20 protein-coding genes and 1 riboswitch are annotated in these 25,013 nt (G+C 68.1%); of the genes, 5 read left to right on the plus strand and 15 right to left on the minus strand.

Annotated elements, in window-relative coordinates; all coding sequences use genetic code 11:
* Window positions 1–527 precede the first annotated feature (527 nt).
* A complete protein-coding gene (dapD, locus tag KEC57_RS00005; protein ID WP_229382474.1) occupies window positions 528–1,484 on the plus strand; it encodes a 2,3,4,5-tetrahydropyridine-2,6-dicarboxylate N-succinyltransferase in 957 nt (318 codons plus the stop codon).
* A 108-nt stretch (window positions 1,485–1,592) separates the two neighbouring features.
* Here dapD and KEC57_RS00010 read toward each other — a convergent pair whose 3' ends face one another.
* The 8 genes from KEC57_RS00010 to KEC57_RS00045 form a co-directional block, all read right to left on the minus strand.
* Window positions 1,593–2,888 (minus strand): citrate synthase, encoded by a 1,296-nt coding sequence (locus KEC57_RS00010; RefSeq protein WP_229382475.1) that lies wholly within the window; start codon window positions 2,886–2,888, stop codon window positions 1,593–1,595.
* Window positions 2,889–3,072: 184 nt separating this feature from the next.
* Window positions 3,073–4,194 (minus strand): succinyldiaminopimelate transaminase, encoded by a 1,122-nt coding sequence (gene dapC, locus KEC57_RS00015; protein ID WP_229382476.1) that lies wholly within the window; start codon window positions 4,192–4,194, stop codon window positions 3,073–3,075.
* A 1-nt stretch (window position 4,195) separates the two neighbouring features.
* Window positions 4,196–4,516 carry a ferredoxin gene (gene fdxA, locus KEC57_RS00020; RefSeq protein WP_229382477.1) on the minus strand — a complete coding sequence of 107 codons (321 nt, stop codon included), beginning with the start codon at window positions 4,514–4,516 and terminating at the stop codon, window positions 4,196–4,198.
* A gap of 47 nt (window positions 4,517–4,563) precedes the next feature.
* Window positions 4,564–4,929, minus strand: coding sequence for a DUF6113 family protein (locus KEC57_RS00025; protein WP_229382478.1), 366 nt, complete (start codon window positions 4,927–4,929; stop codon window positions 4,564–4,566).
* A gap of 85 nt (window positions 4,930–5,014) precedes the next feature.
* Window positions 5,015–5,329, minus strand: a complete 315-nt coding sequence (locus tag KEC57_RS00030; RefSeq protein ID WP_229382479.1) for an AzlD domain-containing protein — start codon at window positions 5,327–5,329, stop codon at window positions 5,015–5,017.
* Window positions 5,326–6,102, minus strand: a complete 777-nt coding sequence (locus tag KEC57_RS00035) for an AzlC family ABC transporter permease (protein ID WP_229382480.1) — start codon at window positions 6,100–6,102, stop codon at window positions 5,326–5,328. The genes KEC57_RS00030 and KEC57_RS00035 overlap by 4 nt, the downstream gene beginning before the upstream one ends.
* A gap of 189 nt (window positions 6,103–6,291) precedes the next feature.
* Window positions 6,292–8,202 (minus strand): translational GTPase TypA, encoded by a 1,911-nt coding sequence (gene typA / locus KEC57_RS00040; RefSeq protein ID WP_229382481.1) that lies wholly within the window; start codon window positions 8,200–8,202, stop codon window positions 6,292–6,294.
* A gap of 136 nt (window positions 8,203–8,338) precedes the next feature.
* On the minus strand, window positions 8,339–10,147 hold the full coding sequence (locus KEC57_RS00045) for a dipeptide ABC transporter ATP-binding protein (RefSeq protein ID WP_229382482.1): 1,809 nt from the start codon (window positions 10,145–10,147) through the stop codon (window positions 8,339–8,341).
* Between the two features lie 32 nt (window positions 10,148–10,179).
* On the opposite strand from KEC57_RS00045, the gene KEC57_RS00050 reads away from it, so the two are divergent.
* Complete coding sequence (locus tag KEC57_RS00050; RefSeq protein WP_229382483.1) at window positions 10,180–10,788, plus strand: PH domain-containing protein; 609 nt, start codon at window positions 10,180–10,182, stop codon at window positions 10,786–10,788.
* An 8-nt stretch (window positions 10,789–10,796) separates the two neighbouring features.
* Here the strand turns inward: KEC57_RS00050 and KEC57_RS00055 are convergent, their stop codons facing one another.
* The 3 genes from KEC57_RS00055 to KEC57_RS00065 form a co-directional block, all read right to left on the minus strand.
* Window positions 10,797–11,981, minus strand: a complete 1,185-nt coding sequence (locus tag KEC57_RS00055) for an ABC transporter permease (RefSeq protein WP_229382484.1) — start codon at window positions 11,979–11,981, stop codon at window positions 10,797–10,799.
* 1 nt (window position 11,982) lies between these two features.
* Window positions 11,983–13,500 (minus strand): ABC transporter permease, encoded by a 1,518-nt coding sequence (locus KEC57_RS00060; RefSeq protein WP_229382485.1) that lies wholly within the window; start codon window positions 13,498–13,500, stop codon window positions 11,983–11,985.
* 177 nt (window positions 13,501–13,677) lie between these two features.
* A complete protein-coding gene (locus KEC57_RS00065) occupies window positions 13,678–15,519 on the minus strand; it encodes an ABC transporter family substrate-binding protein (RefSeq protein WP_229382486.1) in 1,842 nt (613 codons plus the stop codon).
* 164 nt (window positions 15,520–15,683) lie between these two features.
* On the opposite strand from KEC57_RS00065, the gene KEC57_RS00070 reads away from it, so the two are divergent.
* Complete coding sequence (locus KEC57_RS00070; protein ID WP_229382487.1) at window positions 15,684–16,535, plus strand: CPBP family intramembrane glutamic endopeptidase; 852 nt, start codon at window positions 15,684–15,686, stop codon at window positions 16,533–16,535.
* Between the two features lie 258 nt (window positions 16,536–16,793).
* Complete coding sequence (locus KEC57_RS00075) at window positions 16,794–17,858, plus strand: hypothetical protein (protein ID WP_229382488.1); 1,065 nt, start codon at window positions 16,794–16,796, stop codon at window positions 17,856–17,858.
* A 97-nt stretch (window positions 17,859–17,955) separates the two neighbouring features.
* On the opposite strand, the gene gcvP is transcribed toward KEC57_RS00075, so the two are convergent.
* From gcvP to KEC57_RS00095, 4 genes are all read right to left on the minus strand, one after another.
* On the minus strand, window positions 17,956–20,889 hold the full coding sequence (gene gcvP / locus KEC57_RS00080) for an aminomethyl-transferring glycine dehydrogenase (protein WP_229382489.1): 2,934 nt from the start codon (window positions 20,887–20,889) through the stop codon (window positions 17,956–17,958).
* Window positions 20,886–21,269: a glycine cleavage system protein GcvH gene (gene gcvH, locus KEC57_RS00085; protein ID WP_229382490.1), complete on the minus strand. Its 384-nt coding sequence runs from the start codon at window positions 21,267–21,269 to the stop codon at window positions 20,886–20,888. Before gcvH ends, gcvP begins: the two co-directional genes overlap by 4 nt.
* Before the next feature lie 28 nt (window positions 21,270–21,297).
* Window positions 21,298–22,512 (minus strand): aminomethyl transferase family protein, encoded by a 1,215-nt coding sequence (locus KEC57_RS00090; protein WP_229382491.1) that lies wholly within the window; start codon window positions 22,510–22,512, stop codon window positions 21,298–21,300.
* Window positions 22,513–22,766: 254 nt separating this feature from the next.
* Window positions 22,767–22,863: riboswitch (glycine riboswitch) on the minus strand.
* A gap of 42 nt (window positions 22,864–22,905) precedes the next feature.
* Window positions 22,906–24,078: a MarP family serine protease gene (locus tag KEC57_RS00095; RefSeq protein WP_229383641.1), complete on the minus strand. Its 1,173-nt coding sequence runs from the start codon at window positions 24,076–24,078 to the stop codon at window positions 22,906–22,908.
* Between the two features lie 177 nt (window positions 24,079–24,255).
* On the opposite strand from KEC57_RS00095, the gene KEC57_RS00100 reads away from it, so the two are divergent.
* Window positions 24,256–24,996 (plus strand): NUDIX hydrolase, encoded by a 741-nt coding sequence (locus KEC57_RS00100; protein WP_229382492.1) that lies wholly within the window; start codon window positions 24,256–24,258, stop codon window positions 24,994–24,996.
* Window positions 24,997–25,013: the final 17 nt, after the last annotated feature.

The raw sequence follows: 25,013 nt of genomic DNA on the forward strand, positions 1-25,013 counted from the left end.
CCGAAGCTAGCCACGAGGTTTTTTGGCATTTGACAAGTGCACGCTGTTGAGTTCTCAAGGATCGGACGCACCCACCAACCCAGCCTCTCAGCCAGACCCGCAGGGCAACTTCACTATCTTATCCATCTCGCCCCGTCTGTCAAATCAGCGCGCCAGCACCCGAAGGCAACCCAGCAACGATCGACGACCGCGGTTCCGAGAGGAAGACTCCCAGTCTAGACCCGAAGGTCAGCCACCTCAATGAGGTGATAAGAAAAGGGAGGTTGTTCTCCGCTTGAGGGGGGTAAGGCTCTCAGCCTCTCCGACTCCCTGTGGGGCGAACAAGTAATAAGTTACGCGGGAACCACCATCCCGTCCAATCCACACCACACCCCGGGCGTGTCGCACCCACTCCAGACCACTCGCCACGCTCGAGAACCCCAGGTCACGGCAGATTCGCGTGTCGCGGCATCCGCTGATCCGGCGTCACCCGGGCCGAAGAGACACCACGCCCCGCGAGACGACGTCGCAGCGCTAGCGTTGACGGCATGACCGAAGAACGATGGGTGTGGGGCGTCGGCCTCGCGACACTGGCAGATGACGGAACCGTGCTGGACAGCTGGTTCCCCTCCCCCGCTCACGGGCGCATCCCGCTGGGGTTCGATCCCCAGGTGGCGGCCGATGAGCTCGACCACCTCGCTGTCGCCGACCCGCGTCGCGCCGTCACCGTCGAAATCGTCGCGACCGAGGTCGATCTCGACGCTCCGCCCGCGTCTACCCCGGACGCGTACCTGCGCCTGCACGCCCTTTCGCACCGCATCGTCGCACCCAACGAGCTGAACCTCGATGGGATCTTCGGCCACCTGCCGAATGTCGCGTGGACGAGCGCCGGCCCGATGCATCCGGATGCTGTCACCCGGCTGCGCCCGTTCCTCGCGCGTGAAGGCATCCAGGTGCAGGGGCTGGACAAGTTCCCCCGCCTGCTGGACTACGTCACGCCGCCGGGAGTTCGGATCGCGGATGCCTCGCGCGTGCGCCTCGGGGCGTACCTCTCCCCCGGAACGACCGTCATGCACGAGGGCTTCGTGAACTTCAACGCCGGAACTCTCGGGCAGAGCATGGTCGAGGGTCGCGTCTCACAGGGCGTCGTCGTCGGCGACGGCAGCGACATCGGCGGCGGCGCATCGATCATGGGCACCCTCTCCGGCGGGGGCACGCACAAGGTGTCGGTCGGAGCACGGACGCTTCTGGGCGCGAACGCCGGGATCGGCATCTCGCTCGGAGACGACTGCGTCGTCGAAGCGGGACTCTACGTCACCGCGGGCACGAAGATCGTCCTCGCCGACGAGGCTCCGCTCGCCGACGGGCGCCGCCCGGTCGTCAAGGGCGGCGAGCTGTCGGGCCGCGACGGACTCCTGTTGCGGCGCAACTCGCTGACGGGCGCCGTCGAGGCGGTCCGCCGCGCCGGCGTCGGCGTCACGCTCAACGACGCACTGCACGCCTGAGGAAAATGCGAACGGCCCGGATCGATGATCGATCCGGGCCGTTTCCACGTCCTTGGCCTAGGACGCCGATCGCCGGAGGCGTCGCGCGGCGAGGTCTGGGCTCGCGCGTCAAACGCCGGGATACTGGCGTTCGGGTGAGCCGACGTACAGCTGCTGGGGGCGGCCGATCTTGGTCTGCGGGTCGCTCCCCGCCTCGCGCCACTGCGCGAGCCAGCCGGGAAGGCGGCCGATCGCGAACAGCACCGTGAACATGCGCGTGGGGAAACCCATCGCTTTGTAGATCACGCCCGTGTAGAAGTCGACGTTCGGGTAGAGGCGACGGTCCTGGAAGTATGCGTCGTTAAGCGCGATCTCTTCGAGTTCCTTGGCGAGATCGAGCAGCGGATCGCTGACGCCGAGCGCGGTGAGCACCTCGTCGGCGGACTCTTTTACGAGCTTGGCGCGCGGGTCGTAGTTCTTGTAGACCCGATGCCCGAAGCCCATGAGCTTCACGCCGTCTTCTTTGTTCTTGACGCGCTCGACGAAGCGCTGAACGCTCTCGCCCGAGTCGCGGATGCGCGCCAGCATGTCGAGCACGGCCTCGTTGGCGCCCCCGTGCAGCGGTCCGTAGAGGGCGTTGATGCCCGCCGAGATCGACGAGAACTGGTTCGCCCCCGTCGATCCGACCAGCCGCACGGTCGACGTCGAGGCGTTCTGCTCATGATCCTCGTGCAGGATCAGCAGGCGCTCGAGCGCACGGGACATCACGGGGTTGACCTCGTAGACCTCGGACAGCACCCCGAAGTTGAGCTTCAGGAAGTTGTCGACGAAGCCGAGCGAGTTGTCGGGGTACAGGAACGCCTGACCGATGCTCTTCTTGTGCGCGTAGGCGGCGATCACGGGGAGCTTCGCGAGCATCCGGATCGTGTTCAGCTCGACGTGCTCGGGATTGTTCGGGTCTGACTGGTGCTCGTAATAGGTCGACAGCGCCGAGACGGCCGATGAGAGAACCGACATTGGGTGCGCCGTGTGAGGGAGCGCGGAGAAGAAGCGCTTGAGATCCTCGTGCAGCAGCGTGTGCCTGCGGATCTTGTCGTCGAACTCGGCGAGCTCATCGGCACTCGGCAGCTCGCCGTAGATGAGCAGCCACGCGACCTCGAGGTAGGTGCTGTTCGTCGCCAGCTGCTCGATCGGGTACCCGCGATAGCGCAGAATGCCCTGATCCCCATCGATGTAGGTGACCGCGGACTTGGTCGCGGCCGTATTGACGAAACCGTAGTCGAGCGCCGTGTGACCTGTCTGCCGCGTGAAACTCGAGATGTCCACGCTCGGCGATCCGTCGGTGCCCCGCAACAGCGGGAACTCGGCGGTCCTGTCACCGATCGTGAGGGTGGCCTTCTCCTGCTGGGTGCCCGCGTCGCTCACGGCGCCTCCTCGCGATTTCTGGTCGTGCCGGGGGTGTCGTCCCGCTCTGGCGATGCCGTGAAGGCGCCGATTCGAACGAGGAGCGGGGACGGATGATGCCGTACCGCCGCGTCCTACAGCCTAGTGTGCGGCCACGCCTACTGCTGACACGGCCAAAGGGATGCCGCATCCGATGGAGGAATCCTCACGAGGCGAGCGTGTTACTCGCGCGCAGTCGAGCCGCCGCCGCAGCGATGCGTTCATCCGTCGCCGTGAGCGACAGCCGCACGTGCTGCGGGAAGTGCGTGCCGTAGAAGTGGCCGGGGCCGGCGAGGATCCCGAGATCGGCGAGTCTGCCGATGCTCTCCCACGCGTCACGCCCCTCTGTCGCCCACAGGTAGAGCCCGGCCTCGCTCCTCTCGATGCGGAATCCGGCGGCCTCGACCGCAGGCTTCAGCACCTCGCGGCGCCGGTGGTAGAGCTCTCTCTGCCTGGCGACATGGGCGTCGTCGCCGAGAGCGGCGACCATCGCCGACTGCACAGGAAGCGGAAGCATGAGGCCCAGATGCTTGCGCGCGGTGAGAAGCCGGGCGACCAGTGCAGGATCGCCGGCGAGGAATGCCGCACGGTAGCCCGCGAGGTTCGACTGCTTGCTCAGCGAGTACACCGACAGGATGCCGCGCAGGTCACCCGCGGTGATGCGGGGATCCAGCGCCGAAGGCACGGGATCAGCGTCCCACGGGGCGTCCCATCCGAGCTCGGCGTAGCACTCGTCCGAGGCGAGAACCGCACCCAGCTGCCGCGCCCGCGCGAGCGCCGTGCCCAGCGCGTCGATGTCGAGGACTCGGCCATCGGGATTGCCCGGCGAGTTCACCCAGACGAGCTTCGTTCCTTCGGGCCAGTCGGCGGGGTCGTCGGCGGCGACAGGGGTGGCGCCGACCAGCCGCGCCCCCACCTCGTAGGTCGGGTACGCCGCGCGAGGATGGACGACGATGTCGCCGGGACCGAGTCCGAGCAGCAGGGGAAGAAGCGCGACCAGTTCTTTCGAACCGACGGTGGGCAGCACGTGGTCGGGGGTCAGTCCAGGGACGCCGCGACGACGGTCGTACCACTCGGCGATAGCCGCCCGCAGCGCCGGGGTTCCCACCGTCTGCGGGTAGGCATGCGCGTCTGTCGCTGCGCGCAGCGCATCGGCGACGACGGACGGGGTGGGATCGACCGGCGAGCCGATCGACAGATCTACCAGACCGTCTGCATGGGCTCGAGCTCTCGCGGCATAGGGCGCGACCGCGTCCCAGGGATAGTCGGCGAGGTCAGCGACCCCCACGTCAGTGTTCCTGGGGCGGGAGTTCGGCGATGATCGGGTGATCCTTGTGGATCACGCCGACCTTTGCGGCACCGCCGGGCGAGCCCACATCGTCGAAGAACTCGACGTTGGCCTTGTAGTAGTCCTGCCACTCGTCGGGCAGGTCGTCCTCGTAGTAGATCGCCTCGACCGGGCACACCGGCTCGCATGCCCCGCAGTCGACGCACTCGTCGGGGTGGATGTACAACGAGCGGTCGCCCTCGTAGATGCAGTCCACGGGGCACTCGTCGATGCAGGCGCGGTCCTTCACGTCCACACAGGGAAGGGCGATCACATACGTCACGAGCCCAGTCTAGTTGCGCGCCGGAACGGGCGTCGCCCGGAGGACGCTCAGGCGGCCGGACGCAGGCGCTCGGGCCAGGCGACCGCCACGGCGACCAGGATCGGCACCGCGAACGTCCAAACGACCGCGAGTCCGGTCTGGGGGACGATGACCGACCCGCCGGGTCCGCTGCCCGAGAAGACCAGTGTCGTCAGCATCAGGCCGAGACCGGTGGCGAGTGTCGCCCAGCGGTCGGAGGTGAGCAGCCGAACGGCCATCAGCAGCGCCGCGCACCCGACGACCGCGAGGACGAGGCCGAGCGGGAACCATCCGATCGAGTACGCGTGGGCGATGGTCGCCGCAAGACCATAGACCAGCCCCACGAGCAGCGCGATGAGCCAGGTGCCGATGCGGGCGGGAACGGAGGAGCGCACCCCTCGACTCTACTCGCGGCCACTCGCCGCTGCCCCGGCGCGGGGACCCGTGCCTCGCGTCCCTCGCGTGTCCGCTTGTCGAGCGTCAGTACGCCCAGCCCCACAACCGCAGCAGCGCCGCCACGAGAGCCGCGGCCACGACCACCACGAGGAAGGGCGCACGCAGCAGCAGCAGGCCCGCCGCGACGAGGACAGCCGGCACCCGCGCGTCGACGACGACCGCCTGCCCCGCGCCGAGCGTCTGAACGGCGACGAGGGCTGCCAGCAGCGCCACCGTCAGCAGGTCGGCGATCCGCATAGGCCGCGGGGCCTCGACCCACTTCGGCGGGATCAGATACCCCACCGTCTTCAGCGCCACGCAGATGATGGACGCCACGAGCACCGCCGTCCACATGGTCACGGCATCCCCTCCCGTTCCGGGACGTCGTCGGGCTCCCCCGGCTCGCCCACTCCCTGAGCGGGGCGGCCGGCGCCGAACCAGTTGAACCAACCCACGACCACGGCCACCACGGCGGCGATGATCACCGGGAGACCCGGCATGAGCACCGGAGTCAGGATGGTCGCCACGACCGCCGCGGCGACGCCCACGACGATCGGCTGGCGCGCACGCAGTCGCGGCCACAGCAGCGCGAGGAATGCGGCCGCCGCGGCGGCATCGAGACCGTACGCGCGCGGGTCGCCGAGCACGTCGCCCAGAAGGGCTCCCGCGAGTGTCGACAGATTCCAGCCCACATAGATGCCGATGCCCGTCACCCAGAATCCGAGAGTGCGCGCGTGGCGCGTCCGCTGGGCGAGCGATACCGCGGTCGATTCGTCGATCGTGAACTGGGCCGCGGCGGCCCTGCGCCAGAATCCCGCGCCGATCACGGGCGACATGCGCATGCCGTAGGCGACGTTGCGTACCCCGAGCAGCCCTGCCGAGGCGATCGCCGACCCCGCGGCCGCCAGCCCGCCTGCGCCCACGACCCCGACGAACGCGAACTGCGAGCCGCCGGTGAACATGAGGAGGCTCATCACGCAGGTCTGCCAGACGTCGAGACCGGATGCCACGGCGAGTGCCCCGAAAGAGATGCCGTAGGCGCTGGTCGCGAGCGCCACGCCCAGCCCCTCGCGCGTCGCCCTGCGACCCTCGCCCGCCGCATGCGCGTCATCGAAGTGCGGATCCAGGCTCACCTGCTCGATGCTACCGAGCGACTACGCTGCGGGCCGCCGTCCGATACGCCATGGGTGGCCCGATCCCTGCCATCTGGGCGTTGCGGGCGCGGGAACTCCTCCCGCCGTCGAGAGCGGGTGGGAGATGAAACACGGATGCCGCGACCCGCGCCAGGAAAGGCGCCGGGTCACGGCATCCGATCGTCTTCGTTACGCGTTGGCGTCCTGGCGCTTCAGCCGCGCGGTCGCGCGAGCGCGCTCGGTGGCGTCGAGGTTCACCTTGCGGATGCGAACGACCTCGGGAGTGACCTCGACGCATTCGTCGTCGCGGGCGAACTCGAGGCTCTCTTCGAGCGAGAGCTGACGCGGGGGCGTCATCGACTCGAAGGTGTCGGAGCTCGCCGCACGCATGTTGGTGAGCTTCTTCTCCTTGGTGATGTTCACGTCCATGTCGTCGGCGCGCGAGTTCTCGCCGATGACCATGCCCTCGTAGACCTCCTGAGTCGGCTGGACGAAGAACGACATGCGCTCCTGGAGGGCGATGATCGCGAAGGGGGTGACCACACCGGTGCGGTCGGCGACGATCGAGCCGTTCTGACGAGTCACGATGTGACCGGCCCAGGGCTCGTAGCCGTGGGAGATCGCATTCGCGATACCGGTGCCGCGGGTGGTGGTGAGGAACTCGGTGCGGAATCCGATGAGGCCGCGCGACGGAACGACGAACTCCATGCGCACCCAGCCGGTGCCGTGGTTGCTCATGTTGTCCATGCGTCCCTTGCGGGCGGCGAGCAGCTGCGTGATCGCGCCGAGGTATTCCTCGGGGGCATCGATCGTGAGGTGCTCGAACGGCTCGTACGTCTTGCCGTCGACCTTCTTCGTGACCACCTGCGGCTTGCCGACGGTGAGCTCGAAGCCCTCGCGACGCATGTTCTCGACGAGGATGGCCAGAGCAAGCTCGCCGCGGCCCTGCACCTCCCACGCGTCGGGACGCCCGATGTCGACCACGTTGAGCGAGACGTTGCCGATCAGCTCGCGGTCGAGGCGGTCCTTGACCATGCGCGCGGTGAGCTTGTGCCCCTTGACCTTGCCGACCAGCGGGCTCGTGTTGGTGCCGATGGTCATCGAGATCGCCGGGTCGTCGACCTTGATCGCCTTCAACGGGCGCACGTCGTTGGGGTCGGCGATGGTCTCGCCGATCGTGATGTCCTCGAAGCCCGCGATGGCGACGATGTCGCCGGGGCCGGCGCTCTCCGCGGGGTAGCGGTCGAGAGCGCGGGTCTTGAGCAGCTCGGTGACACGCGCGTTGCTGGTGGTGCCATCGGCACGCACCCACGCCACGGTCTGGCCCTTCTTGAGCGTGCCGTTGAAGATGCGCAGCAGCGCGAGACGGCCGAGGAACGGGCTGGAGTCGAGGTTCGTGACCCACGCCTGCAGCGGAGCCTCGTCGTCGTACGCCGGCGCGGGCACGTGCTTGAGGATCGCGTCGAACAGCGGCTCGAGATCGTCGTTGTCGGGCAGCGAACCGTTCTCGGGGCGGTTGGCGGACGCGGCGCCGGCGCGGCCGGACGCATAGACCACGGGCACATCGAGCAGCGCGTCGACGTCGAGATCGGGCACATCGTCGACGAGATCGGACGCGAGTCCGAGCAGAAGGTCGTGCGCTTCTTCTTCGACCTCAGCGATACGCGCGTCGGGGCGATCGGTCTTGTTGACCAGCAGGATGACCGGAAGCTTCGCCTCGAGCGCCTTGCGCAGCACGAAGCGGGTCTGCGGCAGCGGACCCTCGCTGGCATCGACGAGAAGCACGACACCGTCGACCATCGACAGGCCGCGCTCGACCTCGCCGCCGAAGTCGGCGTGGCCGGGGGTGTCGATGACGTTGATCGTCACGGGAACATCGCTGTGCACACCGCTGTAGGTGATCGCGGTGTTCTTGGCGAGGATCGTGATGCCCTTCTCGCGCTCGAGATCGTTCGAGTCCATGGCTCGTTCTTCCATGTGCTCGTGCGAGCCGAAAGAGCCGGTCTGACGGAGCATGGCATCCACGAGGGTGGTCTTGCCATGGTCGACGTGGGCGACGATCGCGACGTTGCGCAGGTCGGAGCGGAAGGCGTGCGCCATGGAAATGTCCTTGCGAAAGAGGGAGGGAGCCGGGATGCCGGCCGCCCCAGTCTACCGGGAGACCCTGAGCATCCTCCCTCATGCACGTGTGCCGCCCGGGAGAACCCGGACGGCACACGGTTGCGGAGGGTGCGGATCAGCTCTCGGCGCGGGCTCCGGTGCTCTGCAGCAGGGCCGCGCGGGCCTCGCGGCGGACCTTCTGCTCTTCCGGATTGGGCACCGGGACCGCGGCGATCAGGCGCTGCGTGTACGGGTCCTTCGCACCGCGCAGGATCTGGTCGCGGGTGCCGGTCTCCACGAGCTTTCCGTGGTGCATCACCGCGATGCGATGGGCGAGGATGTCGACCACCGCGAGGTCGTGGCTGATGAACAGGCACGCGAACTGCAGCTGCTGCTGAAGCTCCTGCAGCAGGTCGAGGAAGCGTGCCTGCACCGACACGTCGAGCGCGGACGTCGGCTCGTCGGCGACGAGGAGCTCGGGCGCGAGCGCGAGCGCTCGCGCGATTCCGACGCGCTGGCGCTGACCGCCCGACAGCTCGTGCGGGAAGCGGTTGCGGTACGACGACGGCAGCTCCACCTGGCGGAGCAGCTCCTCGACCCGCTTGTCGAGGTTCTTGCCCTTGGCGATCCCGGCGAGCAGGATCGGCTCGCCGATCGACTGGCCGATGGGCATGCGCGGGTTGAGCGACGACGCCGGATCCTGGAACACGATGCCGGTCCTGCGGCGAATCGCGAACAGCTCTTTCTGGGTGGCGTTGGAGATGTCGGTGCCGACAGCGGTCAGCTTGCCCTCGGCGATCGGAAGCAGGCCGATGGCCGAACGACCGAGGGTCGTCTTGCCCGATCCCGACTCGCCCACGAGACCGACGATCTCGCCGGGGTAGATGGCGAGATCGATATGCTCGGCCGCCCGGAACGCCGGGATCCGCCCGCGCTTGGGGTACTCGATCGAGACGTCCTCGAAGCTGAGAACCGGTGTGCGCGTCTCGATGATCTCGTCCGCCGCCTCGGTCGCGCGCTCGCGGATCGCAGACACCGCAGGAACGGTCGAGGTCTCGGTGACGACCTCGGCCGCGACGTCCTCCGCCGTCTCGAGCACGCCCAGACCGAGGTGCGGCACGGACGCGAGCAGCTGCTGCGTATACGGATGCTTCGGGTCGTGGAAGATCGTCTCCACCGACCCGGATTCGACCACGATGCCGTTCTTCATCACCATGATGCGATCGGCCAGGTCTGCGACCACGCCCATGTCGTGAGTGATGAGGATGATCGCCGAATCGAGGCGTTTGTGGAGGTTGCGCAGCAGATCGAGGACTTCGGCCTGCACCGTGACGTCGAGTGCCGTCGTGGGTTCGTCGGCGATGAGCAGCAACGGGTCGCACGAGATCGACTGGGCGATCATCGCGCGCTGACGCTGGCCGCCCGAGAGCTGGTGCGGGTACTTGAGGAAGGACTGCTCAGGGGTCGGCATCTCGACCATCGTGAGCAGCTCGATCGCACGCGCCTTGGCCTGGCTCGGCGAAAGCGATCGATCGTGCGAGCGCAGCGACTCCATGATCTGGAAGCCGATGGTGTACACCGGGTTGAGCGCCGTCATCGGTTCCTGGAAGATCACCGCGATCTCATTGCCTCGCAGCGAACGCAGCGTCGCGTCGTCGGCACCACGCAACTCGCGGCCGAGGAGCTTGATCGATCCGGTGACGCGCGCGTTCTCCGGCAGGAGCCCCAGCAGCGCCATCGAGCTCGTGCTCTTGCCCGAGCCCGACTCGCCCACGATCGCGAGGACCTCGCCGCGGCGGACCTCGTAATTCATGTCGATCGCCGCGGGGTAGAACTCCCCGTCGACCCAGAACTCGACTCCGAGGGTGTCGACCTCGAGGATCATCTCCGGAAGGGATTCATGCGCCGCCGAGATCTCGGCGGCGATGCCCGTCGTGTCAGTCATTTCGTGGTGTCCCATCTGCGAAGCTTGAAGTCATGTCGTTCCAGGAGGTCCTCTACCGGCCGGCCTTCGGCCGCACCCTCGCTGTCGTGACCGTCGTGGTGTGCGCGCTCGGCGTGGTCGCCCTCATCTGGTCGGACCCGCTCTCGGCGCTGCGCTACGTCTGGCCGATCCTGCTCGCCGCGGTGGTGGTGTGGGCACTCTTCTGGCGTCCGAGCCTGCGTGTGCAGGAACACGGCATCACCGTCGAGAACGTCCTGCGCACCCACTTCGTGCCCTGGCCGTCGATCGTCTCGATCGACACCCGCTACTCGCTCACGCTGCACACGGCGCAGGGCCGCGTGTCGGCGTGGGCGGCGCCGGCGCCCAGCAGGCACCGCATCCTGGGCCTCGCTCCCAAAGATTTCGACGGCATCGGCGAAACGGCCCGAGGCAGTTCCGGGGAGCTCCGCCCCGCCGATGCCATCAGCACTCCCACCGGCAATCTGGCCCAGCTCATCCGAGGCCGCTGGGAGCAGCTGCGCGATGCCGGAGCATTCGCGAGCGGAGTGGATCCAGAGGCGGCGACCGTGACGTGGCACTGGGCCACGATCGCTGCGATCGTGGTGCTCGCCGCGGCGACGGCGATCGGCCTGCTGGTCTAGCAGCACGATCATCGCTCCGGATCGAGAGGCTTGTGCTGCACGTCGCCGGGCTCTTCGGGACGCGGGTCGTTGAAGTTCACGACATCGCCCGTGTAGGCCGTCTGCATTCCCACCGTCACACTCGGTGCGTCGGTGGACGGCGTCGTGTCGATGACCGGAGCCATCGGCCCCTTCGCACGCCCGGCGCGAGCCATCGCCCGCTCGCTCGGCATCTTCTTCTGACGCGGGTCGAAAGCGTCGCGCAGTCCATCGCCGATGAAGTTCACGCACAGCGCGATCGCGATGATGAAGATGCCGGGCCACCAGAAGATCCACGGCCGCGTCGAGAAGGCGGCCTGGTTCTCCGAGATGATCTTCCCGAGCGACGTATCGGGTGACTGCACGCCGAATCCGAGGAAGCTCAGCGACGACTCCAGCAGGATCGCTCCGGCCATCAGCAGCGTCGCGTTCACGACGATGACGCCGACCGAGTTCGGAAGGATGTGCCGGAAGATGATGCGGCGATCACGCGCTCCCGAAACGCGAGCAGCATCGACGAACTCCCGCTCGCGGAGCGTGAGGAACTCGCCGCGCACGAGCCGCGCCATCGTCGTCCACGCGAAGAGGCCGATCACGACGCCCAGCACGGCTGCGCCGAGGCTGCCGAACGTATTGCCGAGAACCGAGCCGATCACGATGAGCGGGATCGTGATGATGATGTCGGTGAAGCGCATCAGCACCGAGTCGGTGACCTTGCCGTAGAAGCCCGCGACGGCGCCGATCACGACACCGAAGATCGTGGCCACCACGCCCGCGATCACCATGACCATGATCGACTGCTGCGCTCCGCGCATCACGACCGCGAAGATGTCGCGGCCGACCTCGTCCTGACCGAACGGGTGGTCGCCGAACTGCAGCGGCCACAGACTCATCGTCGGCACGCCGTTGTTGACCTTCGGGGGAATCTCGTCCCACGAGTACTGCCACCAGCCGGGGATCCGCAACCCCCACAGGTTCACACCCACCGAGGTGAACGCGAGGATGACGATGAAGGCCAGCACGATGATCGAGATGAGCGCGGCCCGGTGGCGGAAGAACCGGCGACGGACGATCTGGCCCTGGCTGAGCCCCTCGGTCTCTTTCTGCTCGATCGAGACCTCGGCCTTCGCCTCGGTCTCGCGGGCGTCGGATTCGTTGACAGTTGAGGCGTTCATGTCAGCCCACCTTGATTCTCGGGTCGAGGGCCGCGTAGACGAGGTCCGCGATGAGGTTGAACAGGACCGCCAGTGTTCCGGTCACGACGAAGAACGCCATCACCGGGTTGGGGTCGTGGGCGTCCAGCGCTGTGACGAACAGTCGCCCCATGCCTGTCCAGCCGAAGACGGTCTCGGTCACGACGGCGCCGCCGATGATGGCGCCCACGTCGAACGCGATGATCGTGGTGATCGGGATGAGTGCGTTTCGGAACGCGTGTCGCACGATGACCGTTCGCTGGGTGAGGCCCTTTGCACGAGCGGTGCGGATGTAGTCCTGGTTCATCACCTCGAGCAGGCTCGCACGCGAATAACGCGTGTAGCTGGCGAACGAGATCAGGATGATCGCGATGGTCGGCAGGAGCAGGTGCGTGTAGAGGTCGATGCCCTGGACCCAGAAGTTGCCGCCGAGGCCGGGTGTCGAGGCGCCCACCGTCGCGATGGGACGACCTCGGACGCGACTGGAGTTCGAGTAGACCTCCCAGTAGGACATGTACTTGTCCAGAGCGATGAGCGCCGCGACGAGGAAGCCGACGATGGCCGTCGTGCGCACGACGGGGCCACGATCCGGCGAGCCCATGAACCAGCCGATGGCGCCGCTCACCACCACGGCGATCGCCGCGAGCAGGAGGAAGAACCACAGCGTCATCCCGTTGAGGATGTTGTTGATCATCGGGAAGTACAGTGCGATGCCGATCACGGCGACGATGAGCGCCGCGTAGAGCGCCTTTCGGTTGCGGAGCCCCGTCGAGATGGCGGTGACCCCGACGGCGATGCCGAGCGCCAGGAACGAGTACACCACGATGCCGATACTCGGATCGGCGAACCACTGGGTGACGGACAGGTAGGTGAACACCGCGCCCGTGGCGACGGCCGAGACCGCGAAGACGGTGAGTCTGCGGCGCCACTTTCCGCCGAGCAGAGACATCCAGATCAGCCCCGTGACGACCGCTATCCCGAGGATGACGGGCACGGATATCGTCGGATTCGCCAGCCAGTTGTTCATCTGGATCGCGCCGTACTGCTTCAGCAGCACGGCGACCCAGAAGATCGGAAGCGAGAAGAAGAGGAACGACAGCAGCGTGACGCCGTAGTCGAAGCCGGTGTACTGACGCAGCGCCGAGATGATGCCGACGCTGATGCCGAGGACGATGGCGACGACCGTGGCGGTGGTGACCAGCGTCAGCGTCGACGCGATCGCGTTGCCCAGCAGAGCGTTGACCTGCTGATTCTGGATGCTGATGCCGAAGTCGCCGCGGAACAGAGCGCCGAGCCACAGGAAGTAGCGCAGCGGCGGGGGGACGTCGAGGTTGAGAAGCTTTGTGCGAGCTTCGATGAGCTCGGCTTTGTTCGGTGCATTGCTCTGCCGCAGGTCTTCGAGGGGGTCTCCCGAGAAGGACACGAGCAGATACATCAGGAACGTCGCGGCGAAGAGCACGAAGATCGACGCGATCAACCGCCGGATGATGAATGAAGCCATGTTGTGGCCGCCTGCCAATCGATGAATCAGCGCAGGAGCCGAGGCCGGCGACACGCCGGGCCCCGTGCTCCGCCGCTGAGAGGAGTCTAACGCGGTGGGGTGCAGGTCCCCTCGGGGACCTGCACCCCACCTCGGTCACTCACCGAGCGCGAGCTCGGCGCGAGCCGTTTCGGCGATTTACTCCTCCGAGTCGCCGGTGACCTCCCAGTCCCAGGCGTTCCAGAACACCGTGGGAGCGAGGATCGAGGACTCGACGTTCGTCACGCGGTCGCTGATCGCGGTGACCTCGGGGAACTGGAAGATGGTGACTCCGTAGAAGTCCGACCAGAGCGCCGTGTCCATCTCGACCTGGAGGTCGATCTTCGCCTGCTCGTCGAACTCGACGTTCAGCTGCGCGATGATGTCATCGACCTCTGCGTTCGAGTAGAAGTTCAGGTTGTTGATGCCACCGGTCTCGAACGTCGGGAGCGAGTTCGTCACCCCGAGGCTCGTGGACTGCCAGCCGAACAGCGATGCGTCGTACGCACCGGGCGTGCCGAGCAGGCCGCCCCACTCCTCCGAGCCGCAGTCCGTGACGTTGAAGCCGGCCTGGGCGGCCGAAGCCTGGATCAGGGCGAACTCGTTGACACGACGCGGGTTGTTGGACGCGTACAGGATGCAGACCGAGGTGTCGGTGATACCCGACTCGGCGAGCAGGGCCTTGGCGCCCTCGATGTCGACGTCGGCGTATGCGTCCGAGCCGTTCGCGGCGACGGACTCGTCATAGCCCTCGGCACCGGGCACGAAGATCTGCGAGTTACGCACGATGGCGCTGTCGCCGATGATCGGCTTGATGAGGGTGTCGACGATCTCCTGGCGCGGGATGACCTTCATGAACGCCTCACGAGCCTGCGCGTTCGAGAAGATGTTCTCCGGGTTCTTGCCCTGGTCGAACTGCAGGTCGACGTGCTCGTAGGTGCCACCGAGGCTGGTGTCGACCGTGATGCCCTCGATGCCCTCGAGCGCCGTGGTGATGTCGGCGGTCGCCTGCGGCTGGATGATGTCGACCTCCCCGTTCTCCAGCGCCTGAACCGCGGCGAGCGGGTCGGGGATGAAGCGGATCGTGATCTCTTCGATGTTCGCCGAGTTGTCCCCCGTGTACTCCGGGTTCGCGGTGAGCGTGACGTACTGGTCGGCGACGTAGTCGCTGATCATGTACGGCCCGCTGGCGACGACCAGGTCGGCGTCCTCGGGCATCTCGGTGAAGTTGAAGCCACCGTTCCAGAACGCCGAGATCGGCGCGAGGTCGGCCGCGTCGTTGCCCTCGATCGCGTCGAGGACGGCCTGCTTGGCCTCGTCGTTGTCTTCGATGCCGAGCGCCTTCTTGCCGACGATGTGCGCGGGGAGCATCTCGCCCATGGTGGCGAAGGTGAGCTCCCAGTCCACGAACGGCTGGTCGTACGTGATGGTGACCGAGCGGTTGTCGTCGCTGATCTCCGGCTGCTCGGTCACGAGACCGAGGCCCGAGGTCGGGGTGGCACCGGAGTCGAAGTAGACGACATCGGTGGGGAACGCTTCGGTGAACTCGCCCGTGTCGGGGTCGGTGAAGTCGGCCGGGTCGAAGTCCGGGGTGTCGAGCGCACGGGACTCTGCAGCCCAGTAGAGCAGGAGGTCGGCTGCGTCCACAGCGGTGCCGTCGGACCACTTCTTGTCTTCGGCGACGGTGTACTTGACGGTCAGCGGGTCTTCGCTGACGAGCTCGTACGAGCCGAACGAGGTGTTCTGGACGAGCTCGGGAGTGTTGTTGTAGTAGTTGAAGCCGTCGAGCACCAAGTAGTTGATGTTGTTGTTCGCGGTCGCGTTGCCGAACGACGTGTTGCCGTTCATCGAATAGAACGCCTGGTTCCACGCTGCGGTGATCGACGAGCCTTCGACGAGACCGGAGTCATCGCCGCTGTCATCGCCGCCACCGGCAGCGCAGCCTGAGATCGCCAGGGCGCCGACTGCGGTGAGTGCCACCGCGGCCGAGATGCGCTTCATTCTCACTGTTCCTCCTGTGCAGGGTTTATGCGCACACGTCAGCCATGGCCGAACGTGGCGCGGATGGGAAAACCCTAAGCATCGGTGGTGAGATGGTCAAAACGATCGGCCAAAACGTTACAGAGCCTTAACTCAATCGAAGCGAAGTGTGACAATCTGACAAGATGACCTCGCTCAACCGGCTCGAGGACCGGAGGGTTCCCACGACCCCCTCACCGCTCGGTCGCTACGAGCGCCAGCGCTTGACGTGGGAGATCTGCCTCGTCCTCGCGGTGTCGGTGGGGCAATCTGCGCTCTACTCGTCGCTCTCACTCGTGCGCCGACTCCTCGCGCCGATTCCGCTCGGCGCGCAGCAGACGCAGGTCAACCCCTCCCAAGACGCGCAGGCGCTCTGGGATATCGTTTACCAACTGCTGTCCGTCTTCTTCGCCCTGGCTGTCGTGGCGCTCGTGATCTATCTGCTGTGGGAGCCCGGGAACAGCGCCCTACGGCGGATCGGACTCGACTTCTCGCGCTTCGGCGGAGACCTGGGTCGCGGCATCCTGCTCGCGGCGATGATCGGGATTCCCGGGCTCGCGCTCTATGCCGCAGGTCGCGCGCTGGGCATCACGGTCGCCGTCGTCGCGTCGCCCCTGGACGCGGCATGGTGGACGATCCCGCTGCTCGTGCTGTCCGCCCTCCGCGCCGGCCTCACCGAGGAGGTCATCTTCATCGCCTACCTGTTCGATCGGCTTCGCCGGCTCGGCTGGAACTGGTGGGCGATCATCCTGTCGACGGCGGCCCTGCGCGGCGCCTATCACGCGTACCAGGGCATCGGCGCGATCGTCGGCAACTTCGCAATGGGCGTCGTGTTCGGCTGGTGCTATAAGCGGTGGGGGCGCGTGATGCCGCTCGTGATCGCGCACACTCTGCTCGACATCGTCGCGTTCGTCGGATACCCGGTCGCCGCGGCGCTGTGGCCGGGGGTCTTCGCCCCGCCCACGACCCCGACGCCGAGTCCGACGCCCACCCCCTGAGCCTGTCGGCGCACGCGAGCCCGGCGACTACTTCGCTGCTTCATCCGCCGGCATCAGCCTCCCCACCATTCGCGAGAATCACTCCAGCGCGCCAGAATCGCCGCCATCCTCGCGCGCTGCGGCGATTCTCGACGGGGAGAGGGGGTCCAGTGACGAGCGCGCTGCGGGGCTCCTCCCGAGGGGGAGCGTCGCGGTGCGATGTCCACAGAACGTGCGAACGCGCGGGAGACCGAGCGGGCGGGCGGCGACGATGTGCGGATGCCTCAACCTCTCGCCCTGCGCGGCTCGCCTCTCGAGTTGATCGTGACCGACGAGCGCGCGCCGATCGCGCGGCCGCGCGAGATTCCCGGACTCGTCCGCGTGCGCCACGGTGTCTACGCGGTGCGTTCCGCGTGGCACGACCTCAAGCCGTGGGATCGCTACCTCGCTCGCGTGCACGCTCTCGCGCTCCGACGACCGGGGACGACGTTCTGCCTGGAGTCGGCCGCAGCGCTTCACGGCGCTCCGATCTTCGGGGAGCCGCGCCATCTGCATGTCTTCGACACGAGATGGCCGACATCCCATCGTCAGAGTGACGTGGTGCTCCATACGAGCGTGGACCCGCGCGCGACGATCAGGATCGGCGACATCACGCTGACCGACGCGGTCTCGACCGCCGTGGATCTGGTGCGCGCGATTCCGCCCGCGTTCGCCCTCGCCGTCGCGGATGCCTTCATCTCGCCGAGGCAGCTCGGGCTCACAGAGGTGCCGGAGCTCCGCGCTCTCGCGCGCGGTCAGCGCAACCCTCGCAACAGACGCCGCCTGGAGTGGGCGTGGAAGAACGCGGACGCACGCTCGGAGTCGACAGGCGAGTCGGTAAGCCGCGCCGTGATCGACTGGCTGGGCTACGACCGCCCGGAGCTGCAAACAAGGTTCCGATGGGAGGGCGCGGACGATCGGGTCGACTTCTTCTGGCCCTCGTCCGAGATCGTCGGCGAATCCGACGGCTTCGGAAAGTACGGCGCTGCCGATCCCGAAGAGGTGGCGTGGCGCCTGCTCGCGGAGAAGCGGCGGGAAGACCGAATCCGCCGACATGTCCGTGGATTCGCCCGGTGGGAGTGGGCCGATGTGATGCGCGTGCACGCGCTGGACGAGAAGCTGCGTATGGCGGGAGTTCCGCGGGTCGCGGCCACGCAACCCGCCATGCTCGCGACTCTCCGGACCAATCCACGCGCTCTCCCATCCCGGTCGCCGAAGCCCGGGTACCGGAGTCCGATCGAGCCCCGGACGCTCATCGCTGAGTCCCCCTTCGAGAATCGCCAGAGCGCGCGAGGCTTGGGGTGATTCTGGCGCGCCGTTGCGATTCTCGGCAAAAGGGCGGTGCGCGCGCCGGACAGCGACGGGATGCCGGGGCACCGGCATCCCGTCGCTCACCGGACGATCAGGCGAAGGCCTCGGGCGGTGGGCAGGCGCAGACCAGGTTCCGATCGCCATAGGCCTGATCGATGCGGCGCACCGGGGGCCAGTACTTGGTCCGGATCTGCGCGTGCACGGGGTACACGGCCTTCTCGCGGGAGTAGGGGTGCGTCCACTCGCCCACGACCACCGACTCCGCGGTATGCGGGGCTCCCACGAGGGGGTTGTCGCCCGCAGGCCACTCCCCCGCTGCGACGCTTTCCGCTTCGGCCTTGATCGCGATCATCGCCTCGATGAAGCGTTCGATCTCGGTGAGGTCCTCGGACTCGGTCGGCTCGACCATGAGCGTCCCGGCGACCGGGAACGACATCGTCGGGGCGTGGAACCCATAGTCGATGAGCCGCTTCGCGACGTCGTCGACGGTCACGCCGGTCCTCTCGCGAAGCGGCCGGAGATCGAGGATGCACTCGTGGGCCACGAGGCCGTCGTCACCGGTGTAGAGCACCGGGTAGTGCTCCCGCAGGCGCACCGCGATGTAGTTCGCCGCGAGCACGGCCGCGGCCGTGGCATCGCGCAGTCCCTCGGCGCCCATCATCCGCACGTACGCCCACGAGATCGGAAGGATGCCCGCAGAGCCGTGCGGGGCGGCGGAGATCGGGCCGCCGTCGAAGACGCCGCCCGCGTGGTCCTTGCGCTGCGAGAACGGGTGGCTCGGAAGATGCGGTGCGAGATGCGCCTTGGCCGCGACCGGACCGACGCCCGGTCCGCCTCCGCCGTGCGGGATCGCGAAGGTCTTGTGGAGGTTCAGGTGCGACACATCGCCGCCGAGGTCGCCGAATCGCGCATAGCCGAGGAGCGCGTTGAGATTCGCGCCGTCGACGTAGACCTGACCGCCCGCGTCGTGGACCGCCTGCGTGATGTCGAGCACATCGTGCTCGTACACGCCGTGCGTCGAGGGGTAGGTGATCATCAGCGCCGACAGCACGCTGGCGTGATCTGCGATCTTGGCGCGGAGATCGTCCAGGTCGACGTTTCCGGCCTCGTCGCAGGCGACGACCACGACCTTCATCCCGGCCAGCACCGCCGATGCGGCGTTCGTGCCGTGCGCCGACGACGGGATGAGGCACACCGTGCGCTCCGACTCGCCGTTGGCGCGGTGATATCCGCGGATGGCCATGAGACCCGCGAGCTCGCCCTGCGAGCCGGCGTTGGGCTGAAGGGACACGGCGTCGTACCCGGTGACCTCCGCCAGCCACACCTCGAGCTGCTCGATCATCGCGAGGTATCCGTGCACGTCGGCCTCGGGCGCGAACGGGTGCACGCGCGAGAACTCCGGCCACGACACCGCGGCCATCTCGGTCGCCGCGTTGAGCTTCATCGTGCACGAGCCCAGCGGGATCATGCCGCGATCCAGCGCGTAGTCGCGATCCGACAGCTGCTTCAGGTAGCGCATCATCGCGGTCTCGGAGCGATGCGTGTTGAACACCGGGTGCGTGAGGTACTCCTCGACCCGGTGAAGGCTTGACGGCACAGCGGCGAGGGGCGCGGCATCCGCGAATGCAATCGTCCGCTCACCCTGATCGCCCGCGCCGAGGAACTCCCCCTCGGGAAGCCCGAAAGCCCACGCGACGGCGGCGAGGTCCTCGGCGGTCGTCGTCTCGTCGACCGAGATCCCCACGGTGGCGTCGTCGGCCCAGAACAGCTGGAATCCGCGCGTGCGGGCACGGTCGACCACGTGGCGCGAGGGCCCCGGGGTCACAACGCGGATCGTGTCGAAGAACGAGTCCGATACGAGCGACAGTCCGTACGAGCGCAGTCGGGCAGCGAGAGCCTCGGCCTTCCTGGCGACCTGCGTCGCGATGCCGCGGAGCCCATCGGGGCCGTGGTAGACCGCGTACATCGCCGCCATCACGGCCAGCAGCACCTGGGACGTGCAGATGTTCGACGTGGCCTTCTCGCGGCGGATGTGCTGCTCGCGGGTCTGCAGAGCGAGGCGGTAGGCGGGGTGGCCGACGGCATCCTGCGACACGCCCACCAGGCGGCCCGGAAGCTGACGCTCCAAGCCTGCGCGCACCGCCATATAGCCGGCGTGGGGGCCGCCGAAGCCGAGCGGAACGCCGAAGCGCTGCGTGGTGCCGACGGCGACATCGGCGCCGAGAGAGCCGGGCGAGCGCAGCAGCGTGAGCGCCAGCAGATCGGCGGCGACGACGACGAGCCCGCCCTGCGCGTGCACCGCCTCGACGACGGCGGACGGATCCCAGATGCGCCCGGATGCGCCGGGGTACTGCACGAAGGCGCCGAAAGCCTCGACGGGGCCGGTGACCGACGTCGATGACGGGACGGCGGATGCCGCGAAGTCGGTCTCGTGCACCTCGATGCCGAGCGCGGCCGCCCGGTGCGCGAGCAGCGCCCTGGTCTGCGGCAAGGCGTCGGCGTCGACGAGGAACACGTTCGACGCGGACTTCGACGCACGCCGCGCGACCAGCATGCCCTCGACGACGGCGGTGGCCTCGTCGAGCATCGAGGCGTTGGCCGTGGCGAGCCCGGTGAGGTCGGTCACCATCGTCTGGAAGTTGATCAGGGCCTCGAGGCGGCCCTGGGAGATCTCGGGCTGATACGGCGTGTACGCCGTGTACCACGACGGGTTCTCGAGCACGTTGCGTGCGATCACCGACGGCGTGAAGGTGTCGTAGTACCCGAGTCCGATCATCGGGCGCGCGGTGCGGTTCTGCGATGCCAGGGCGCGCAGTTCGGCGAGCGCCTCGGCCTCGGTGGCCGCGGGCGGGATGTCGCTCGTGGCGTGAGGCTTGACCTGGATGGAGGCCGGGACCGCTGCCCGGACGAGATCGTCCACCGAGTCATAGCCGAGCGCGTCGAGCATCGTGCGCTGGGCGGCGGCATCCGTTCCGATGTGCCGCGCCGCGAAACCGCCGGCAGATCCGGTGAGCGGGCCCGTCATTCCGCGCCTCCCGTAAGCGCCACGTAGCCATCGCGGTCGAGGAGCTCGGCCACCGCCGCGGCGTCCACCCTGAGCTTGATGAGCCAGCCCGCGCCGAACGGGTCGGAGTTGACCAGAGCGGGATCGTCGACCACGGCGTCGTTCGCCTCGACGACCTCACCCGTGAGCGGTGCGTAGAGCTCGCCGACCGATTTCGTCGACTCGATCTCGCCGACGACGGTGGCGGCGATGACCGCCGAGCCCGCGTCCGGCAGCTCGACGAAGACCACGTCGCCGAGCTTGTCGGCGGCGTAGTCGGTGATGCCGACCGTGGCGATGTCGCCCTCGAGGGCGACCCACTCGTGCTCGGCGGTGTACTTGAGTGCGTTGAGATCGGTCACGGGGTCTCCTCCGGGGTTCGGTCGTGGGTCACTGGGCGCGACGATAGAAGGGCAGGGTGGTCACGGTGGCGGGGATGCGGGTCCCCCGCACGTCCACGAAAAGCGGGGTGCCGGGCTCGCTGAGGGTGGGCGAGACGAACGCCATCGCGATCGGATGTCCCAGGGTGGGACTGAGCGCCCCGCTCGTGATCTCGCCGACCGGCAGCGCGGCGTCGGCCGAGTCGTACACCGCGTATCCGGCGCGGCCTGCGCGCCTGCCCTCGGAGGCGAGCCCGACGAGCACCGGCGCGTCGGCCGCCACCACGGCGGAGAGCCCCGCCTTGCCGACGAACTCGTCCTTGTCGGCGGCCACCACCCGTGCGAGACCGGCCTGCGCAGGCACGATGTCGAGCGACAGCTCGTGGCCGTAGAGCGGCATGCCCGCTTCCAGGCGCAGCGTGTCGCGGGCGGCGAGCCCGGCGGGCACCAGCCCGTGAGGCTCTCCGGCCGCCAGGAGCGCATCCCACAGCGCGGGGGCGACCGCGGTCGGCACGAGCAGCTCGAAGCCGTCCTCGCCCGTGTACCCCGTGCGTCCGACGAACAGTGGCACGCCGTCGAACTCGCCCGCCGCCCACGAGTAATAGCCGAGGTCGGCAAGCTCCGGGGTCACGCCGGAGATCCCCGGTGTCGCCTCGACGACGGCCCGGGCCCGCGGTCCCTGCACGGCGACGAGGGCGTAAGCGTCGGTCGCGTCCTCCACGAGGGCGCGCGGCGCACCCGCGACGAACGCGAAGTCGCCTGCGGGGATCTCGGTCGGCGATTGCGGGCTGCGGAACCCGTCCGAGCGCTGCGCGAAGGCTTCGGAGACGGCATCACGGTTTCCCGCGTTCGCGATCACGAGAAAGCGGGCGTCGGCGATCCGGTACACGATCACGTCGTCGACGATGCCGCCCGACTCGGCGAGAACGAGCGAGTACTTCGCCTTCCCTACGCGCATCGTGCTGATCCTGCCCGCAACTGCAAAGTCGAGGAACGCCGCGGCATCCGGCCCCGTGACGAGGAACTCGGCCATGTGCGAGATGTCGAACAGACCGGCGGCCGCGCGCACGGCATGGTGCTCGGCGAGATCCGAGCTGTAGCGCACCGGCATGAGCCAGCCGCCGAAATCGGTGAAGGATGCTCCGAGGGCCGAATGCCGATCGTGCAGCGTCGTCACTCTGAGGGGATCCGCCACACTCTCGTGCGGCGCGGTGGCTTCGGTCATGAGTTCTCCCGGGTCGCGGGCGGGCAGACGCCGGACGGCGCCTGTGAACTCCCCCTCTGTCAATGGGCCTGAGAGTTTCGCCGGATGCGGGGCACCCGGGTTTCACCGTCGGCGGATCGCGAGCATCCGGAAGCCCGGCAACGAGAGATGGAGACACGTAGCGGTCGGGTCACCCGGGAGGTTTCGATGCGGCGCTGGAGCGCCTTACTCAACCCGATTTCTTGCTGCGCTCGAAATCGCTTTCCAGAGTCGGCCTCACCCGAACGGTACGAGTACCTGAGAGATTGGCGGGGAGGCTTGCTCCTTCGGTGCCCGACGATCGTGCTGTCGAGGCTCTCCCGCCCGGGTCATTGGCCGGTATTGACTTGCGCTGCCAGCATAGCGGGCACCGGCTCAGCCGACGCAGCGTCCCGACGACACCGCGGTGCTGAGCGACGGCGCCTGGGCGGCCACCGGGGTGAGTTCGGCCATCGTCATCGCGTACCCCCGCTCCGGGTCGTTCTCGGCACGCGCGAAGACCACGCCGGCGACGGCGCCGTCCTCGGTGAGCAGCGGACCGCCCGAGTTGCCGGGACGCACCTCCGCCTGCAGCGAATAGATCTCGCGCGGGCTCCACGCTTCGTCGTAGATGTCGGGCACCGTCGCCGTGCCACTGGACAGCACGGCCGCGGAGACCATCGTGAACGGCCCGCCATGCGGATAGCCCTGGACGACGGCCGCGGTGCCGGCGGCGAGCGTCGCGGAGAACGCCAGCGGCTGCGCGCCCAGATCGTCGACCGCGATCACCGCGAGGTCGTCCACCGGATCGAAGTACACGATCCGGCCCTCGCGGGCGGCGACACCCGGCAGTTCCACCACCGGGGTCTCGACGCCGGCGACCACGTGCGCGTTGGTGACGACGCGGTCGGCCGCGATGACGAAGCCGCTTCCCGTCGACGACCGGCCGCACGCGTAGGCAGTGCCCGACACGCGGGCGACGGATGCCGCGGCCCGCGCGAGCTCCGGATCGTCGAGGGCGATCGGAGGTGCGGGATCGACCGTCGCGGGGCCGAGCAGTTCGCCGAGCTGCGGCAGGCCGTCGTCGAGCACCGCTCCGCGGAGCTCTGCCAGTGCGGCGTCGATGGGCGCGGGGGTGACCGCATCGATCACCCGCAAGACAGATGACGAGCCGACGGCCGCCGAAAGGATCGGGACACCGGCGACGGCGATCGCGGGCGACACGAGCGCCAGCGCGAAGACCGCGGCGGCGAGAGAGGCGACACCGCCGAGGAACCGTTCGATACCGCGCAGCTTCAGCTTGTCGGCACCCGAGCGCAGCACCGCTCCCGCCGCGGCGCCCAGCGCGCCACCGATGAACAGCAGACCGACCGCTGTGCCGACCACGGCGACGCCGCGCCATTCGGGGGTGGGCACCCAGGCGCTCACGTGCGGCATCAGCCAGTACGCGGCGAAGGCGCCGACGGCGAGTCCGACGAGCGTCCCGATGCTGGCGAAGAAGCCGCGACGGATGCCGGCGATCACCGCCGCGACCAGAAGGAGCACGATGAGCACGTCGACGACGATCATCCGCACTCCCTCCGGCTCGTCCGGCCAGGGTACGCACCCCGCCTGTGAGAGGCCCGCGATTCTCCGCCTGCCGCCGTGGTCGTCCAGGTGCGACATGGCGTGGCGGTCGCCCATGACGGCCGCGGTTTGGCTTCTGGTCACGATGACACTATGATCGAATCCGAGGTTAGGGTCACTATGACAAGAACAGCGGTCGACGACCACGTGAGCGCCGCCGTCGATGCGACGAACGCCACGCGTATCGCCGTGTCGACGGTGATCTTCACGCTACGCCGCCTTCCCGGCGGCGACACACCCGTCGTCGCCCTGCCTCTGGTTCGTCGCACGCGCGATCCCCACGAGGGCCAGTGGTCGCTTCCCGGGGGCTGGCTCGATGTGGCCGAAGGCCTGGATGCCGCGGCGTCCCGCACTCTCGCCGAGACGACCGGCCTCGCACCGAGCTACCTCGAACAGCTCTACGCGTTCGGAGCCGTCGACCGCTCCCCCACCCGCGTCGTGTCGATCGTGTACTGGGCGCTCATCCGCCCCGAGATCGCATCGAGCGGCGTCGGTCGGAGCGGGGCCGATGCGCTCGAGAACGTCCAGTGGTTCGATGCCGCCTCCCTCCCCCGCCTCGCGTTCGACCACAACGAGATCGTGGAGTACGCGCTCTGGCGCCTGCGCAACAAGGTCGGCTACAGCCGCATCGCGCACGGGCTCCTCGCCGACATGTTCACCCTCGCCGAGCTGCGCGAGGTGTACGAGTCGATCCTCGGGCGGCGCCTGGACCCCGCCAACTTCCGCCGTCAGGTCGAGAACTCCGGAAACCTGATCCCGACCGAACTCTTCCGCACCGGCAGCCACCGCCCCGCGCGGCTCTATCGGTACAACCAGGACGTCGAGCTGGCCGATCGCGGCCCCCTCGACGCTCGCGACTGACCACCCGAACGGAGCAC

The organism is Microbacterium allomyrinae (assembly GCF_020682705.1).
Taxonomy (GTDB): Bacteria; Actinomycetota; Actinomycetes; order Actinomycetales; family Microbacteriaceae; genus Microbacterium; species Microbacterium allomyrinae.